Here is a 14783-nt window from a genome sequence, read left to right as displayed (position 1 = left end):
AGGATATCCAATGAAAATCATCCCCGAAATTGCTTACGCGAACACCGGCATCCAGGCGATCCGCCGCGACATCCACGCGCACCCGGAGCTGTGCTACGAAGAACACCGCACCGCCGACGTCGTCGCGCGGCGGCTCGCAGCGTGGGGCATCGAAGTGACACGCGGGCTCGGCAAGACCGGCGTGGTCGGCGTGTTGCGCAACGGCTCGAGCCGCAAGTCGATCGGCCTGCGCGCCGACATGGACGCGCTGCCGATCCAGGAGCTGAACACGTTCGAGCATGCGTCGCAGCATCCGGGCAAGATGCACGCGTGCGGCCACGACGGCCATACCGCGATGCTGCTCGGCGCCGCACAGTATCTGTCGCAGCATCGCAATTTCGATGGCACCGTCGTGTTTATTTTCCAGCCGGCGGAAGAAGGCGGCGGCGGCGCGAAGGCGATGATCGAAGACGGTCTGTTCGAACGCTTCCCGGTCGATGCGGTGTTCGCGCTGCATAACTGGCCGGGCATGCCGGCCGGCGAGTTCGGCGCGCGGGTCGGCGCGACCCAGGCGTCGAGCAACGAATTCAGGATCACCGTGAAGGGAGTCGGCGCGCACGCGGCGATCCCGCACAACGGCATCGATCCGGTCTTCACCGCGATGCAGATCGGCACCGGGCTGCAAAGCATCATGACTCGCAACAAACGTCCGATCGACGCAGCCGTGCTGTCGATCACGCAGATCAACGCGGGCGAGGCGGTCAACGTGATCCCCGACACGGCGACGCTGGCCGGCACGGTGCGCACGTTCTCGGTCGAAGTGCTCGATCTGATCGAAAGCCGCATGAAGCAGCTTGCGGAAGCGACCGCGCTGGCGTACGGCTGCTCGGTCGAGTTTTCGTTCCGCCGCAACTATCCGCCGACCGTCAACACCGAAAAGGAAACGCATTTCGCGCTGGGCGTGATGCAGGAAATCGTCGGCAAAAATCACGTCGAAACGAACATCGATCCGACTATGGGCGCCGAAGACTTCTCGTTCATGCTGCTCGAAAAACCGGGCTGCTACGCGTACATCGGCAATGGCAATGGCGAGCATCGCGATCACGGTCACGGGCTCGGTCCGTGCATGCTGCACAACACCAGCTACGATTTCAACGACGACGTACTGTCGCTCGGGGCGACGTACTGGGTGCGGCTGACCGAATCATTCCTGACCGCTGCATAACTTTCCGGAGCTTCGATGAATCCATCGTCGTATTTCGCGTCGTCGTACGGGCAGGCGCGGCGGCTCTTTCTGCGGTCCGCCGAGGCCGCGGCGGCGCGCGTCGAAAGCCACGTGATAGCGGGTCTGCGTGGCCTCGACGATGAGGAACTCGCCACCGACGTCGTGCGAATCGGCCCAGCCAGCGTGCGCCGTCTGTTGGTGCTGACGTCGGGCACGCATGGCGTCGAGGGATTTTGCGGCTCGGCCGCGCAGATCGCGCTATTGAATGATCGGCCGCTGCACGCGCTGCTCGACAGGCTCGGTGTCGCGATCCTCGTCGTGCATGCAATCAATCCGTACGGCTTCTCGTATCTGAGCCGCACGAACGAAGACAACGTCGATCTGAACCGCAACAGCATCGATTTCTCGCGGCCGTTGCCGGTCAATCCCGCGTACGACGATTTGCACGCGTTGCTGGTACCACCTACGTGGCCGCCGTCCGCGGAGAATGCAGCGGCGATCGCGCGGTATATCGAAGAGCGCGGCGAAGCCGCGTATCAGCAGGCGCTGACGATCGGCCAGTACCGCCACGCCGACGGCATGTTCTTCGGCGGCGTGCACACGGTATGGAGCACGCGGCTGTTGCGCATGCTGTTCGAACAGTACGGCCCGGTGTGCGATAGCATCGGCTGGATCGATTTCCACACGGGACTCGGCCCGTCCGGACACGGCGAGAAGATCTGCGTCGGGCAACTCGGCGCCGACGAATTGCAGCGCGCTCGCGCGTGGTGGGGCGCCGACGTGACGAGTCCGCTCGACGGCACGTCGGTCGCGGCCAACGTCGCGGGTCCGGTGCTCGATACGCTGCGCCGCACCTGCCCGCATGCGCGCACCACGGCGATTGCGATCGAGTATGGCACGGTGCCGCTCGTCGACATGCTGCATCGGCTGCGCGCCGACGCGTGGGTACGTCGGCATCCCGACGCGGACCCCCAACAGATCGACGCGATTCGTGACCAGATCCGCGCCGGCTTCTACTGCGAAGACGACGTGTGGCGCGGGCTGATTCTCGGTCAGGCGCGCGCCGCGATTCTGCAGGCGGTGATTGGGCTGTCGCGGGAATCGTCTGCCGCATAGTAATGCCGCTCGTCGTGGCATTTGGCGACTCCGCGAGAGACCACCGGATTGCCGTCGCTGACGGCGAGGGGCGTGCCCGAGCCTGCATCGACCAGCAGCAAGCCGATGCCAAACAGCCGTTCGACCCATACGCGGGTTAGCCAAACTAATCCCAACAGCTAGCCCGCACCCCACCCGCCCGCTGCTCATCCGCGCGTCTACCCGGGCTTGCCCTGGGGGGCCTTCATGCGCATGCGATTCACCCCCGCAGCCTACCTCTGAGCCTTGCCCACACTCGCTGCCCCGCCATCCCCCCGCGATTATTTGCGATTCACGAATACCGCATTCGCCGCTTGTCCCGTACCTGAGCCGCCCCAGTTGGGCCAATCTTGGCCGCGTCGCCGCCGCATCGACGAAGCGCGGCACGACACCCGTCGCTGCATTCGACGAACCGGACGGCGCGCCGTTGCGCCAGCGAATGCCGTGCGCGCGCCAAGCGGCCGGCCTATGGAGACATGGAGACACACATGAAATCGAACGACTGGGACGTGGCCTACGAATGGAAGGCCGTCGTGCTGCTGGCCCTGGGCTTCGGCCTCGTGGGACTCGACCGGTGGCTGATCGCGCCGCTCTTTCCGGCCATCATGAAGGACCTGCATCTGACCGCGCAGGACGTCGGCAACTGCATCGGCATCCTCGGCTTGTCGTGGGGCATTTTCGCGGCGCTGATGGGCGGCATCTCCGACAAGATCGGGCGCCGCAAGGTGCTGATCCCGGCGATTCTGGCGTTCTCGCTGCTGTCCGGTTTCTCCGGGCTCGCCGGCGGCCTGATGAGCCTGCTCGCGGTGCGCGCGCTGATGGGCGTCGCCGAAGGCTCGTTCTGCCCGACCAGCTTCGCCGCGACCGCCGACGCGTCGCATCCGAAGCGCCGCGGTTTCAATCTCGGCCTGCAGCAAAGCGGCTTCGCGCTGTTCGGCCTCGCGCTGTCGCCGATCATCGCGACGCAATTGCTCAGCGTGGTCACGTGGCGCTGGGTGTTCGCGCTGGTCTCGGTGCCGGGGCTGATTCTCGGCGCGCTGATGTTCTTCGTGATTCGCGAACCGAAAGCCGCGCCGCAAGCGACGCCGAAGTGCTCCATGTGTCCGGCCGAACGCGGCAACTGGCGCACCGTGCTGAAGAGCCGCAACATCCCGATCGCGATGGCCGCGCTGTTCTGCGCGATGACCGGCGTGTTCGTGCTCGGCGCGATGCTGCCGTTGTACCTGACCGAGTATCTGTCGCTCGACACGCAGCGCATGGGCGTCGTCGTCTCGGCGATCGGCTTTGGCGGCTTTATCGGGCAGTTCGGATTGCCCGGGCTGTCTGACTTGACCGGGCGGCGCGTCGCGAGCATCGTCGGCTTTGCGGGCACCGCGGTGATGCTGTATCTGTTCCGCGGACTCGGCGCGCAGCCGGTGCAGTTGTTCGCGGTGCTGTTCGTCGCGTCGTTCTTCACGCTCGGACTCGTGTCGCTGCTGTCCGGTCCGGTTGCGACCGAAGCTGCGCCAATCGGCATGATTTCGACGTCCATCGGCATCGTCGTCGGCGCGGGCGAGATTTTTGGCGGCGGCATTGCGCCGGCATTGGCGGGCTTCGTCGCGACGCACTTTGGCATCCAGAACATCCTGTGGCTGCCGATCTGCGCGGTGCTGCTCGGCATCGGCGTGAGCCTGCTGCTCGAGGAGACCGCGCCGGCCCGCGTGCGTCGTCAGATGCTTGCGCCGTCGCTCGAACTGCCGGCCAGCGAGCAACCGGAATGATGCGCTGCAATCGGTCGGCACTACGGTCGGCGCTGCGCTCGACAACGAGTCCGTTGTCGCCGACCGGGCGGCGCGTTCACGCGCCCCAGCCCAGCTACACTGACAGGCTGGACGAGTGGACGAGGACGCAGCATGGACCGTTTTCTGAGCATCGAGGCCTTCGTACGCGTGGCCGAGACGAGCAGCTTCGCCGAAGCGGCGCGGCAGTTGGGCGTGACGAGTTCGGTGATCACGACGCGCATCCAGCAGCTGGAGAAGTTCGTCAACGCGCCGCTCTTTCATCGCAGCACCCGGGTCGTGCGCCTGTCCGAGGTGGGCGAGGCGTTCTATCGCGAATGCGCGGAAGTGGTCGGGCGGGTCAACGAACTGACCGACCAGATGCGCGAGTTGCGCGCGACACCGACCGGCCGCTTGCGAATTCAGATGCTGCCGGGTTTCGCGCTCGGCCACTTCGGCGCGCCGCTTGCAGAATTCAACCGGCGCTATCCGGGCATCCAGCTCGACGTGATCGTCAACGACCGGGTGGTCGACCCGATCGAAGAGGGCTTCGACGTCGCCTTCCAGATCTTTCCGCCGATCGCCGAATCGCTGATCGAGCGACGGCTGTTCAAAGTGCGGCGTCTGTTCTGCGCGACGCCAGCGTACGTGAAAGAGCATGGCGCGCCGCAGCATCCGCGCGATCTGCTGCAACACACCACGGCGCTGTATTCGGGCTACCCGTCGCGCAATCGCTGGACCATGACGCACGGCGACGAGGTCGTCGAAATGGAGCTGCCGGGCATGATCCGTTCGAACTCGGTGCATCTGCTGCGCGACTATGCCCTGACCGGCGGCGGCGTCGTCTGTCTGCCGACGCTGGTCGCGAGCGCCGCGCTGCTCGACGGTTCGCTGGTGCCGATTCTGACCGACTACACGCTGTCGCCGCTGAATTTCGCGGCCGTGTATCCGGCGACACAACGACAGGCGCTCAAGGTGAAAGCGCTGGTCGAGTTTCTGGCCGAGTACCTGGGTCCCGAACCCGAGTGGGACCGGCCGCTTATCGAGCGTGGCTGGGTGACGTAAGGCGGCTATTCACACGGCGATTATTTGCAAACTCCGAATGCTGTAATCGCCCGATCGCCGGTTGTTGCCATCCAGTTGCGCTTCTAAAGTTAATCCCAACAAGACCGATTCAATAACCGCAACTTCGTTGCATGGGATCGGAGTAAGAGCTTTGCATGGGACCGGAGTAGGCGCTAAAGCGCCAACTCCGGTCGACAGCTAAAGCGCCAACTCCGATCGACACAGGAGACAGCAATGACCGAGTCGTCATTCCACACCGTCTTTGGCTCGCTCGACGGCTACCGCAAAGGCGAAATCGAAATCACGAGCGGCGACGCGCGCCACTACGTGTTTTCCAACATCTTCGAAGTCGCTTCCGAATCGGCGCCGTACCAGAAAGTCGTGGTCGGCAAGAACCTCGACTACGTGATCGAGACGCTGCGCACCGAAGGCCGATCGCAATGGTTCGCCTGCGCGCATGACGAGTTCGCGATCCTGATGGACGGCGAAGTGCGCATCGATTTCATCAAGCTCGACAACCCGCCGAAGAACGGCACGGGCACCGTTGCAGCGGGCGCGCAACCCGCCGGCCGCGCGATGGGTCACGTGGTGCTGCGTCGCGGTCATCAGGCATTGCTGCCGGCCGGTTGCGCCTATCGCTTCACCGCGCAGAAATCCGGCGTCGTGCTCGTGCAAACGATGCTCGGCGAACTGTCGGTAGAGAAGTGGGCCGATATCTGCCTGCACTGATACGCACAACATCTACCCACCCGCAACTACGTTGCATGGGACCAGAGTAAGCGCTAAAGCGCCAACTCTGGTCGGCGCAACTACGTTGCATGGGACCAGAGTAAGCGCTAAAGCGCCAACTCTGGTCGACACAACTACGTTGCATGGGACCAGAGTAAGCGCTAAAGCGCCAACTCTGGTCGACACAGGAGACAAAGGAGACAAAGCATGGCATCCCTCGAAACCCTCGATCACCCGGCCGGCTTCGCCGCCGACACCGTGCGCGCAAGCGAACCCGACGCGGTCACCGGCTATCGCCGCTTCACGCTCGGCGCGTTCGAATTCCTGCGCGACGAGTACTTCGTCAAGATCAACTGGCCCGCGCGAGGCCAGACCCGCACCCACGCGGTGCCGGCCGATGCGTTCCTGCGCGCGATGATGCGCGACGTCGCATGGGGCTTCTTCTACGGCTGGGTCAACTTCGATCACGTGTTCGGCACGCGCAATCACTACGGCAAGGTCGACGTGTATGCGGGCTCGTTCAACGGCATCATGAAGGACGCGGGCGTCGATTACATGGAGACCTTCGAGACGCCGACGATCATGGCGACCTTCAAGGCGATCCTGCACGACTGGACCAACGAAGGCTTCGACCCGTTCGCGGCACCCGAGGAAACCGGCACCGCGTTCGGCCGCAAGCATGGCGACAACGATGCGGCGATCGAGCGCACGCGTATTGCAACGCGCCGCATGCCGGGCCTCGAAGGCGACTCGCCGCTGCGCGACGATCTGCCGGTGAACCGCGCGTTCGCCGACGTCACGCAAGACGATCCGGAAGTGCACGTCGAGCCCGGTTTCGAAGGCCAGCTGCACGCGTTCAACCTGTTCAAGTATCTGTCGCGCTCGGACGTCACGTGGAATCCGTCGGTCACGTCGGTGTGCGGTCAGAGCCTGTTCTGCCCGACCACCGAGGAATACATCCTGCCGGTGTTTCACGGCAACGATCGCGTCGAGTGGTTCCTGCAACTGTCCGATGAAATCGTCTGGGATATCGGCGACAAGAACACCGGCGCGCCGCGCGCGCGGATCACGATGCGCGCGGGCGACATCTGCGCGATGCCGGCCGATATCCGCCATCAGGGCTATTCGACCAAGCGCTCGATGCTGCTCGTATGGGAGAACGCGACGCCGAATCTGCCGAAGCGTTACGAAAGCGGCGAGCTGAAGCCGTACCCCGTCGATTTCTGAAGGCTCGATTGAAGAGCCCCGCGCCCGCATTCACAGAGGATCATTCATGCAAACCCAACTGTTCATCGACGGCCGCTTCACGGACGCCGTCGAAGGCGGCACGATCGACGTGCTCAATCCGCACGACGGCTCGCTGATCACGCAGATCGCCGCGGCCACCGCCGCCGATGTCGATCTGGCCGTCGACGCCGCCGCGCGCGCGTTCCCGAAGTGGGCCGCGCTGCCCGCCGCCGAACGCGGCCGGCTGCTGCTGAAGCTCGCCGACGCGATCGAGGCCAACGCGGAACAACTCGCGCAACTCGAATCGCTGGACACCGGCCACCCGATCCGCGATTCGCGATCGCTCGACGTGCCACGCACGGCGGCATGCTTTCGCTACTTCGGCGGCATGGCCGACAAGCTGCAAGGCTCGGTGATTCCGGTGGAAGCGGGCTTTCTGAACTACGTGCAGCGCGCGCCGATCGGCGTGGTCGGGCAGATCGTGCCGTGGAATTTCCCGCTGATGTTCACGAGCTGGAAGATGGGACCGGCGCTCGCGGCCGGCAACACGGTCGTGCTGAAGCCTTCGGAGATCACGCCGCTGTCCACGCTGCGCATCGTCGAGCTGATGGCCGAGGTGGGCTTTCCTGACGGCGTCGTCAACATCGTCGCGGGCTATGGTCATACGGCGGGGCAGCGGCTCGCCGAGCATCCGGGTGTCGGCAAGATCGCGTTCACCGGATCGACCGCGACCGGCCGGCGCATCGTCGAGGCCTCGCAGGGCAACCTGAAGCGTGTGCAGCTCGAACTCGGCGGCAAGGGCGCGAACATCGTGTTCGATGACGCGAACCTCGACGCCGCGATCAACGGCGCCGCCTGGGCGATTTTCCACAACCAGGGCCAGGCGTGCATCGCGGGCTCGCGGCTGATCCTGCACGAGCGCATCGCCGATCAGTTCCTCGAGCGCTTCGTGTCGCTGGCGGCGTCGATCCGGCTCGGCAATCCGCTCGATGCCGACACCGAGATGGGGCCGCTCACGTCGAAGCAGCATCAGGAACGCGTGCTCGCGTTCGTCGACATCGCGCGCCAGCAGGGCGGCCGCGTGCTGACCGGCGGCACTGCACCGAGCGATGCATCACTTGCGAACGGCTACTACGTGCGCCCGACCGTCGTCGAGGCCGCGAGTCCGAACGACCGCGTCGCGCAGGAGGAAGTGTTCGGCCCGTTCGTCACGGTGCTGCGTTTCCGTACCGACGACGAAGCGCTCGCGATCGCCAACGGCACCGACTACGGCCTCGGCAGCGGGCTGTGGACGCGCGATCTGTCGCGCGCGCATTCGATGGCCGCGCGGATTCATGCGGGCATGTGCTGGGTCAACTGCTACAAGCGCGTCAATCCGGGTAGCCCGTTCGGCGGCGTCGGACAGTCGGGCTACGGCCGTGAGATGGGCTTCGAGGCGATGCACGACTACACGGAAGCGCGCTCGGTGTGGGTTAACGTCGACGGCAACGTGCCGCCGCATTTCAAACGCTGAGGATCGCATGGAGCGCTTCGTCTATCAGGGCACGCCGTCGCGTGTGGTGTTCGAATGGGGCGGACTCGCGACGCTGCCCGCGGAGGTCGAGCGGCTAGGAGCTAAGCGCGCGCTGATCCTGGCGACACCCGAGCAGCACGCGTTGGCCGAGCGCGTCGCGGAGGTGCTCGGGAAGCGCGCGGCCGGTGTGCACGCGCAAGCGGTGATGCACGTGCCGATCGAAGTCGCTCGCGCGGCGCGCGATGCGGCCGCCGCGCTCGATGCCGACTGCTGCGTCGCGGTGGGCGGCGGCTCGACGGTCGGCCTCGGCAAGGCGATCGCGCTCGAATCGTCGCTGCCGATCATCGCCGTGCCCACCACCTATGCGGGCTCCGAGATGACGCCGATCTACGGCCTCACCGAAGGGCGTCTGAAGCGCACGGGCCGCGATATGCGCGTGCTGCCGCGCACGGTGATCTACGATCCGTCGCTGACGTTGTCGTTGCCGGCGGGCATTTCCGCCGCGTCGGGCATCAACGCGATGGCGCACGCGGTCGAAGCGCTGTATGCGGAAGACGCGAACCCGGTGATCAGCCTGATGGCCGAGGAAGCGATCCGCGCGCTCGGCGAAGCGCTGCCCGCGATCGTGCGCGCACCGGACGATGCCGCCGCGCGCAGCAGCGCGCTGTACGGCGCGTGGCTCGCGGGCACTTGTCTGGGCGCGGTCGGCATGGCCCTGCATCACAAGCTGTGTCATACGTTGGGCGGCACGTTCAACCTGCCACACGCGCAAACGCATGCGGCGATGCTGCCGCATACGGCACACTACAACCACGGCGCCGCGCCCGATGCGCTCGCGCGCGTCGCCCGCGCGCTCGGCGGTAAGCGCGCGGCCGACGCGGGTCCGCTGCTGTTCGAACTGAACCGCGCGCTCGGCATTCCGATGGCGCTCGCGCAGATCGGCATGCCCGAGCAGGGGCTCGACGAAGCGGCCGATCTCGCGTGCAAGAATCCGTATGCGAACCCGCGTCCCGTGCAGCGTGATGCGATTCGCGCGCTGCTGCAACGGGCGTGGCAGGGTGCCGAACCCGTCTGAACGCCGGAGAACATAGCGCCGCCAGAACAATCGATGGAGGAAGACATGTCGACAGACAGCAAAGAGGCCGAGCAGGCCCTGACCGAGCAGGTGGTAGCGAGCTTCACCGGCACGCCCGACGAACGGCTGCGCACGCTGATGCAAAGCCTCGTGCGGCACATGCATGCGTTCGTGCGCGAAGTCGAGCCGACCGAGGCCGAATGGATGGCGGCGATCCGCTTTCTGACCGACACCGGCAAGATGTGCGACGACCTCGTGCGCCAGGAATTCATTCTGCTGTCGGATACGCTCGGCGTATCGATGCTGGTCGACGCGATCAATCACCGGCTCGCGACGGGTGCCACCGACACCACCGTGTTCGGGCCATTCTATATCCGCGGCATGCCCGAGCGCGCCTATGGCGAGAACATCGCGCTCACGCCCGGCACGCCCGCGCTAGTGCATGGGCGCGTGCTGTCGACAGACGGCGAACCGCTTGCCAACGCGGTACTGGACGTCTGGCAGACCGCCGAGAACGGCATGTACTCGGGGCAGGACACCGAGCAGCCGCACGGCAATCTGCGCGGCCGTTTTCGCACCGACGCCGAAGGCCGCTACGCGATTTCGACGATCGTGCCGGTCAGCTATCCGATTCCGACCGACGGCCCGGTCGGCCGCATGCTCGAAGCGACCGGACGGCATCCGTGGCGGCCTGCGCATCTGCACTTCATGATCGACGCGCCGGGGCATCGTACGCTCGTCACGCATGTGTTCGATCGCGAGGACCCATATCTCGGCTCGGACGCGGTGTTCGGCGTGAAGCCGTCGCTGATGGTCGACTATCGCGAGCGCTCCGCGGATCACGAACTCGCGCGCCGCTTCGGTTTCGATGGACCGTTCCGCGAAGCGCGCTACGACTTCATCCTCGATCGGAGCTGATGGCGATGGCACGGTTTTTCGCGGTATTCGCGACCGACAAGCCCGGCATGCGCGAAGTGCGCGAACGGGTGCGTCCGGTGCATCGCACGTGGCTGCGCGGCGGTACGCATCGGGGCGTGTTCGTGCGCCTCGGCGGTCCGACGCTCGCGCCGCAATGCGATGCGATGAATGGCACGTTACTGGTCGTCGAAGCGGAGCGTATCGACGACGTGATGGAGTTCGTCAGCAACGATCCGTACATGAAGGCGGGGCTGTTCGATTGCGTCGAGATTCGTCCGTGGGACTGGAGCCTCGGCAATCCGGAACGCAGGGTCTGAGCGATGAACGAAACGCTGCTATGTCCGCTCACCGACGTGCCCGATGGCGGCGCGCGAGTCGTCGATGCAACGGCCGCCGGCGTGCCCGTCGTGGTCGTGCGGCGTGGCGAGCAGGTGTGGGCTTACGCGAACCGCTGCCCGCATTTTTCGGTGCCGCTCGATTTCGAACCCGGTGATGTGCTGTGCTATCGCTCGCAGGTGTTGATGTGCGCGCATCACAGCGCGCTGTTTCGCTTCGAAGATGGACGCTGCATCGAGGGACCGTGCGCGGGGGCGAGCCTCGATGCGGTGAAGATCACGGTCGACGGGAACGCGTGGGTGGTGTTGAATCCGTAGTCGTCGCGACTTCGCTCGATAACATCTCGCCGTCACGACAACGACCAGGGATCGACCTTGCCACCCTCGATCACGAAGTGCCTGGCATCGGAAGTTGGATCAAAAAAGCGCCAGTCTTCTTCATCGGACGCATTGTTCGGGGTGGTGACAAGCCGCAGTTACCCGACAGCAAAATCACTGCACCACCCTCTTCGCTTTCCGATACGCTCTCCACAATGGCAGGGCCGCGCGCGACGAGCAAATCGTAGATGCGCTGGGCGAGCAGTGTGCCTTTTCGTCTGGCTCAAAGAGATCAGCTTGCGTTGCGACCGCACTTCCTGCTTGTTCCAAGATCCAGTCGCATTGGACATGCAACGACCTCTGCCCAACGCACCTAATCGCTCCCTTGAAACCAGTTACCGGTCTTATCGAGCCAAATTGCATCGTAAGCGTACCTGCTGCATGGTGTACTGCCAACGGCTTAGGGAAACGGGAACTGATCCGGCCTCACGCGCAAACGTTGTTTCACTTCGGGGTGGTATATCGAGAGGATGCCGAGGGCTGTCGCTCCGAGTCGGCTTGCGATGTTCTCTGTCAACTCCTTGCCGGGAATGTCTTCGAGACGCCACGGTGCGACAACATTTTTGCTCCTTAGCGGGGCAAGGTCCTCATCCTTCACCGAGAATACTTCGAATTGATGCAATTCCGGGTTATAGGAAACAACAAACGATTTTGGGGCGATCATGCTTAGTATCCTCGGCACTGGTTATAAATTGTGAAAGCGTTTTGCTTGCATGCGATGAAAGTATAGGCAGCGTTCGTCATTCCCTTGTAGAGATTGCATTCGTCAAGATTTCGCTCGTACTCCGCGAAGCATTCGGCCTCGTGAAATTCACTCACTCCGCGCGCAGAAATCTTTTGCACGTCGTCGCTTAGCGCGTGCTTTGTATACTCGAAAGGCTTTGCGTTGCCAAGATTGCGCGGCGCGCGCGGGCTTTTGCCGGCGATCGATCTCAGCATGTCCGCGTCGTTCGGTAGCCGAGCGCGCTCAGAGTCTGACCGGGAAGCATCTTCCCGCTGCTCCCGTATCGCCTGCACGCACCTGCGCATCTCGTCCCGCTCGGGGACGAAGATCAGGCTACCGTTTTTCACTTCGTTGTACAGGGCTTTGGCAACCTCATAGTCTCTCATCCTGTACATATGAAACCGGTTGTCACTCCGGCCGAGCATATCGCGTAACTCGTACGACTGGTGCGACAACAGCTTGGATGGGCTATGTTGCAGCCACGCTGCGCGCGCTTCCTCCATGCCCTGCACAATATCGTCGTGTGCTTCGCGGGGGACGCGCGCCGGCAATGCAAAATGGAACCACCGGTCTGCGTCGAACAGCCATGGAGACCTGATGTGAAGGTTGAATGATCTGTAATGGCTGATCGAAAAGAAATGTCCGTGCCGCCTTCCATGGAGCTCGTGGTAAGAAGCAAGGGAGAGTGAAGTCATCGTGCCTCACAGTCAGTCGAGGAGGCCCGATTGCGCAACAAGACGCCATCCCAAAAAGCCCGGATCGAGCCTTGCAGGACGCGCGCTGCGCCTGGACAGGCTTTTCACCCTTGGCGTAGCGGGCGTCACTGCAAAGCTTGTAACACACCGAAGCCCGGGTGTGTTACCCAGCTTCCGCACCCAGAAGACGGACGCTGGGAACAAATTCGACACCAATCTGCCCGGTCCGACGCTCGCGCCGCAATGCGATGCGATGAATGGCACGTTACTGGTCGTCGAAGCGGAGCGTATCGACGACGTGATGGAGTTCGTCAGCATCGATCCGTACATGAAGGCGGGGCTGTTCGATTGCGTCGAGATTCGTCCGTGGGACTGGAGCCTCGGCAATCCGGAACGCAGGGTCTGAGCGATGAACGAAACGCTGCTATGTCCGCTCACCGACGTGCCCGATGGCGGCGCGCGAGTCGTCGATGCAACGGCCGCCGGCGTGCCCGTCGTAGTCGTGCGGCGTGGCGAGCAGGTGTGGGCTTACGCGAACCGCTGCCCGCATTTTTCGGTGCCGCTCGATTTCGAACCCGGTGATGTGCTGTGCTATCGCTCGCAGGTGTTGATGTGCGCGCATCACAGCGCGCTGTTTCGCTTCGAAGATGGACGCTGCATCGAGGGACCGTGCGCGGGGGCGAGCCTCGATGCGGTGAAGATCACGGTCGACGGGAACGCGTGGGTGGTGTTGAATCCGTAGTCGTCGCGACTTCGCTCGATAACATCTCGCCGTCACGACAACGACCAGGGATCGACCTTGCCACCCTCGATCACGAAGTGCCTGGCATCGGAAGTTGGATCAAAAAGGCGCCAGTCCTCGTCATCTTCGATTCCGTCCGGAATCACAATAAGGCGATACCCTCGCGAGAACAAAACGACGATGCCGCCCGTGTCGTCTGCCGACGCGTCCGCGCACTTGAAAGGCTCTTGCGTTACGAGCATTTCGTGCAAGCGCCTGGCCGTGTCGTGCGCTTTTTCATCAGAGCCGCGCAGATCTTCCCGTGTTGCTACGGTTAATTCACCTCGCTTGATCTGCCAGGCACATTGCACGTGGAGCGCCCACGCCCCATCCTCGTGCTCTTTGCCCCCGAGCGTATACCGCCTTTGGGGACCAAACTGCATGGTGAGCATGTCCCCCGCATGACTGACCCAACTCACCTCGAGCCCAACAAGCACGGCCAGCCGTATCATAATTTCTGCCCTAATATCAGTCATCACCGTCTCCAAACATTTCCTGCCCGCGCTCCAGCATCTCGTGATAGCCGAGGCCCTGCCTACTGGTTTCTCGATGAAGTCGCTGGGCCTGATCTTTATTCAGACCCAACGCTCTTACAACGGCCTTGAACTGCCTGTTTTGCGCTTGATTGTTGCGTGGCGTGCCTTCGCTACCCGCGACCTGCAACGCGTCACCATCCGGCATATCGGGCAGAAAGTCGAACGGCTGTGCATCACCGAGGTTCTGCGGCACGCGCGGGCCGTTGCCAAAGAGCGGCCTCGGCATGCCGGCGCGGTTCGATTGCTGCGCGCGCGCGGAGTCCGATTGTGAAGCCTTTTTCCGCTGCTCCCGTATCGCCTGCACGCACCTGCGCATCTCGTCCCGCTCGGGGACGAAGATCAGGCTACCGTCCTTCACTTCGTTGTACAGGGCTTTGGCAACCTCATAGTCTCTCATCCTGTACATATGAAACCGGTTGTCAGTCCGGCCGAGCATATCGCGTAACTCGTACGACTGGTGCGACAACAGCTTGGATGGGCTATGTTGCAGCCACGCTGCGCGCGCTTCCTCCATGCCCTGCACAATATCGTCGTGTGCTTCGCGGGGGACGCGCGCCGGCAATGCAAAATGGAACCACCGGTCCGCGTCGAACAGCCATGGAGACCTGATGTGAAGGTTGAATGATCTGTAATGGCTGATCGAAAAGAAATGTCCGTGCCGCCTTCCACGGAGCTCGTGGTAAGAAGCAAGGGAGAGTGAAGTCATCGTGCC

General features: G+C 63.6%; 16 protein-coding genes and 1 pseudogene. 13 read left to right on the top strand and 4 right to left on the bottom strand.

Annotated features, from left to right (window positions below; translation table 11 throughout):
• The first annotated feature begins 10 nt into the window (after positions 1 to 10).
• From BC1002_RS30620 to BC1002_RS30570, 11 genes are all read left to right on the top strand, one after another.
• On the top strand, positions 11 to 1204 hold the full coding sequence (locus tag BC1002_RS30620) for a M20 aminoacylase family protein (protein WP_013093852.1): 1194 nt from the start codon (positions 11 to 13) through the stop codon (positions 1202 to 1204).
• Between the two features lie 15 nt (positions 1205 to 1219).
• On the top strand, positions 1220 to 2320 hold the full coding sequence (locus BC1002_RS30615; RefSeq protein ID WP_013093851.1) for a M14 family metallopeptidase: 1101 nt from the start codon (positions 1220 to 1222) through the stop codon (positions 2318 to 2320).
• A gap of 506 nt (positions 2321 to 2826) precedes the next feature.
• Complete coding sequence (locus BC1002_RS30610; RefSeq protein ID WP_013093850.1) at positions 2827 to 4098, top strand: MFS transporter; 1272 nt, start codon at positions 2827 to 2829, stop codon at positions 4096 to 4098.
• Positions 4099 to 4230: 132 nt separating this feature from the next.
• Entirely contained in the window at positions 4231 to 5160 is a 930-nt protein-coding gene (locus BC1002_RS30605) for a LysR family transcriptional regulator (RefSeq protein ID WP_013093849.1), read from the top strand.
• Positions 5161 to 5394: 234 nt separating this feature from the next.
• Positions 5395 to 5889 carry a cupin domain-containing protein gene (locus BC1002_RS30600; protein WP_013093848.1) on the top strand — a complete coding sequence of 165 codons (495 nt, stop codon included), beginning with the start codon at positions 5395 to 5397 and terminating at the stop codon, positions 5887 to 5889.
• Positions 5890 to 6096: 207 nt separating this feature from the next.
• Entirely contained in the window at positions 6097 to 7116 is a 1020-nt protein-coding gene (locus BC1002_RS30595; protein ID WP_013093847.1) for a hypothetical protein, read from the top strand.
• Positions 7117 to 7162: 46 nt separating this feature from the next.
• Positions 7163 to 8629 carry an aldehyde dehydrogenase family protein gene (locus tag BC1002_RS30590; protein WP_013093846.1) on the top strand — a complete coding sequence of 489 codons (1467 nt, stop codon included), beginning with the start codon at positions 7163 to 7165 and terminating at the stop codon, positions 8627 to 8629.
• Positions 8630 to 8636: 7 nt separating this feature from the next.
• Positions 8637 to 9704 (top strand): maleylacetate reductase, encoded by a 1068-nt coding sequence (locus BC1002_RS30585; RefSeq protein WP_013093845.1) that lies wholly within the window; start codon positions 8637 to 8639, stop codon positions 9702 to 9704.
• 45 nt (positions 9705 to 9749) lie between these two features.
• On the top strand, positions 9750 to 10622 hold the full coding sequence (locus BC1002_RS30580) for an intradiol ring-cleavage dioxygenase (RefSeq protein WP_013093844.1): 873 nt from the start codon (positions 9750 to 9752) through the stop codon (positions 10620 to 10622).
• Positions 10623 to 10627: 5 nt separating this feature from the next.
• Positions 10628 to 10939, top strand: coding sequence for a YciI family protein (locus BC1002_RS30575; protein WP_013093843.1), 312 nt, complete (start codon positions 10628 to 10630; stop codon positions 10937 to 10939).
• A 3-nt stretch (positions 10940 to 10942) separates the two neighbouring features.
• Entirely contained in the window at positions 10943 to 11275 is a 333-nt protein-coding gene (locus BC1002_RS30570) for a Rieske (2Fe-2S) protein (protein WP_013093839.1), read from the top strand.
• 460 nt (positions 11276 to 11735) lie between these two features.
• Here BC1002_RS30570 and BC1002_RS30565 read toward each other — a convergent pair whose 3' ends face one another.
• The gene (locus BC1002_RS30565; protein WP_013093842.1) at positions 11736 to 11999 is read right to left on the bottom strand and encodes a hypothetical protein; all 264 of its coding nucleotides are present in this window, start codon (positions 11997 to 11999) and stop codon (positions 11736 to 11738) included.
• A 2-nt stretch (positions 12000 to 12001) separates the two neighbouring features.
• The gene (locus BC1002_RS30560) at positions 12002 to 12754 is read right to left on the bottom strand and encodes a hypothetical protein (protein WP_013093841.1); all 753 of its coding nucleotides are present in this window, start codon (positions 12752 to 12754) and stop codon (positions 12002 to 12004) included.
• A 217-nt stretch (positions 12755 to 12971) separates the two neighbouring features.
• Here BC1002_RS30560 and BC1002_RS30555 point away from each other — a divergent pair.
• Both BC1002_RS30555 and BC1002_RS30550 read left to right on the top strand, forming a co-directional pair.
• Positions 12972 to 13160, top strand: a pseudogene (locus tag BC1002_RS30555) (YciI family protein); the annotation flags it as partial.
• A 3-nt stretch (positions 13161 to 13163) separates the two neighbouring features.
• Complete coding sequence (locus BC1002_RS30550) at positions 13164 to 13496, top strand: Rieske (2Fe-2S) protein (protein ID WP_013093839.1); 333 nt, start codon at positions 13164 to 13166, stop codon at positions 13494 to 13496.
• A 32-nt stretch (positions 13497 to 13528) separates the two neighbouring features.
• On the opposite strand, the gene BC1002_RS30545 is transcribed toward BC1002_RS30550, so the two are convergent.
• Both BC1002_RS30545 and BC1002_RS30540 read right to left on the bottom strand, forming a co-directional pair.
• The gene (locus tag BC1002_RS30545) at positions 13529 to 14011 is read right to left on the bottom strand and encodes a hypothetical protein (protein WP_013093838.1); all 483 of its coding nucleotides are present in this window, start codon (positions 14009 to 14011) and stop codon (positions 13529 to 13531) included.
• Positions 14004 to 14777 (bottom strand): hypothetical protein, encoded by a 774-nt coding sequence (locus BC1002_RS30540; protein WP_013093837.1) that lies wholly within the window; start codon positions 14775 to 14777, stop codon positions 14004 to 14006. Before BC1002_RS30540 ends, BC1002_RS30545 begins: the two co-directional genes overlap by 8 nt.
• Between the last annotated feature and the right edge of the window lie 6 nt (positions 14778 to 14783).

The sequence above is a fragment of the Paraburkholderia atlantica genome, assembly GCF_000092885.1.
Taxonomy (GTDB): Bacteria; Pseudomonadota; Gammaproteobacteria; order Burkholderiales; family Burkholderiaceae; genus Paraburkholderia; species Paraburkholderia atlantica.
This window is presented reverse-complemented; position numbering and strand designations above follow the sequence as displayed.

Coding starts and splice junctions, on each gene's coding strand:
- BC1002_RS30600 (WP_013093848.1), top strand. CDS start 5,395: ATGACCGAGTCGTCATTCCACACCGTCTTTGGCTCGCTCGACGGCTAC.
- BC1002_RS30545 (WP_013093838.1), bottom strand. CDS start 14,011: ATGACTGATATTAGGGCAGAAATTATGATACGGCTGGCCGTGCTTGTT.
- BC1002_RS30580 (WP_013093844.1), top strand. CDS start 9,750: ATGTCGACAGACAGCAAAGAGGCCGAGCAGGCCCTGACCGAGCAGGTG.
- BC1002_RS30620 (WP_013093852.1), top strand. CDS start 11: ATGAAAATCATCCCCGAAATTGCTTACGCGAACACCGGCATCCAGGCG.
- BC1002_RS30590 (WP_013093846.1), top strand. CDS start 7,163: ATGCAAACCCAACTGTTCATCGACGGCCGCTTCACGGACGCCGTCGAA.
- BC1002_RS30560 (WP_013093841.1), bottom strand. CDS start 12,754: ATGACTTCACTCTCCCTTGCTTCTTACCACGAGCTCCATGGAAGGCGG.
- BC1002_RS30540 (WP_013093837.1), bottom strand. CDS start 14,777: ATGACTTCACTCTCCCTTGCTTCTTACCACGAGCTCCGTGGAAGGCGG.
- BC1002_RS30575 (WP_013093843.1), top strand. CDS start 10,628: ATGGCACGGTTTTTCGCGGTATTCGCGACCGACAAGCCCGGCATGCGC.
- BC1002_RS30615 (WP_013093851.1), top strand. CDS start 1,220: ATGAATCCATCGTCGTATTTCGCGTCGTCGTACGGGCAGGCGCGGCGG.
- BC1002_RS30610 (WP_013093850.1), top strand. CDS start 2,827: ATGAAATCGAACGACTGGGACGTGGCCTACGAATGGAAGGCCGTCGTG.
- BC1002_RS30585 (WP_013093845.1), top strand. CDS start 8,637: ATGGAGCGCTTCGTCTATCAGGGCACGCCGTCGCGTGTGGTGTTCGAA.
- BC1002_RS30565 (WP_013093842.1), bottom strand. CDS start 11,999: ATGATCGCCCCAAAATCGTTTGTTGTTTCCTATAACCCGGAATTGCAT.
- BC1002_RS30595 (WP_013093847.1), top strand. CDS start 6,097: ATGGCATCCCTCGAAACCCTCGATCACCCGGCCGGCTTCGCCGCCGAC.
- BC1002_RS30605 (WP_013093849.1), top strand. CDS start 4,231: ATGGACCGTTTTCTGAGCATCGAGGCCTTCGTACGCGTGGCCGAGACG.
- BC1002_RS30570 (WP_013093839.1), top strand. CDS start 10,943: ATGAACGAAACGCTGCTATGTCCGCTCACCGACGTGCCCGATGGCGGC.
- BC1002_RS30550 (WP_013093839.1), top strand. CDS start 13,164: ATGAACGAAACGCTGCTATGTCCGCTCACCGACGTGCCCGATGGCGGC.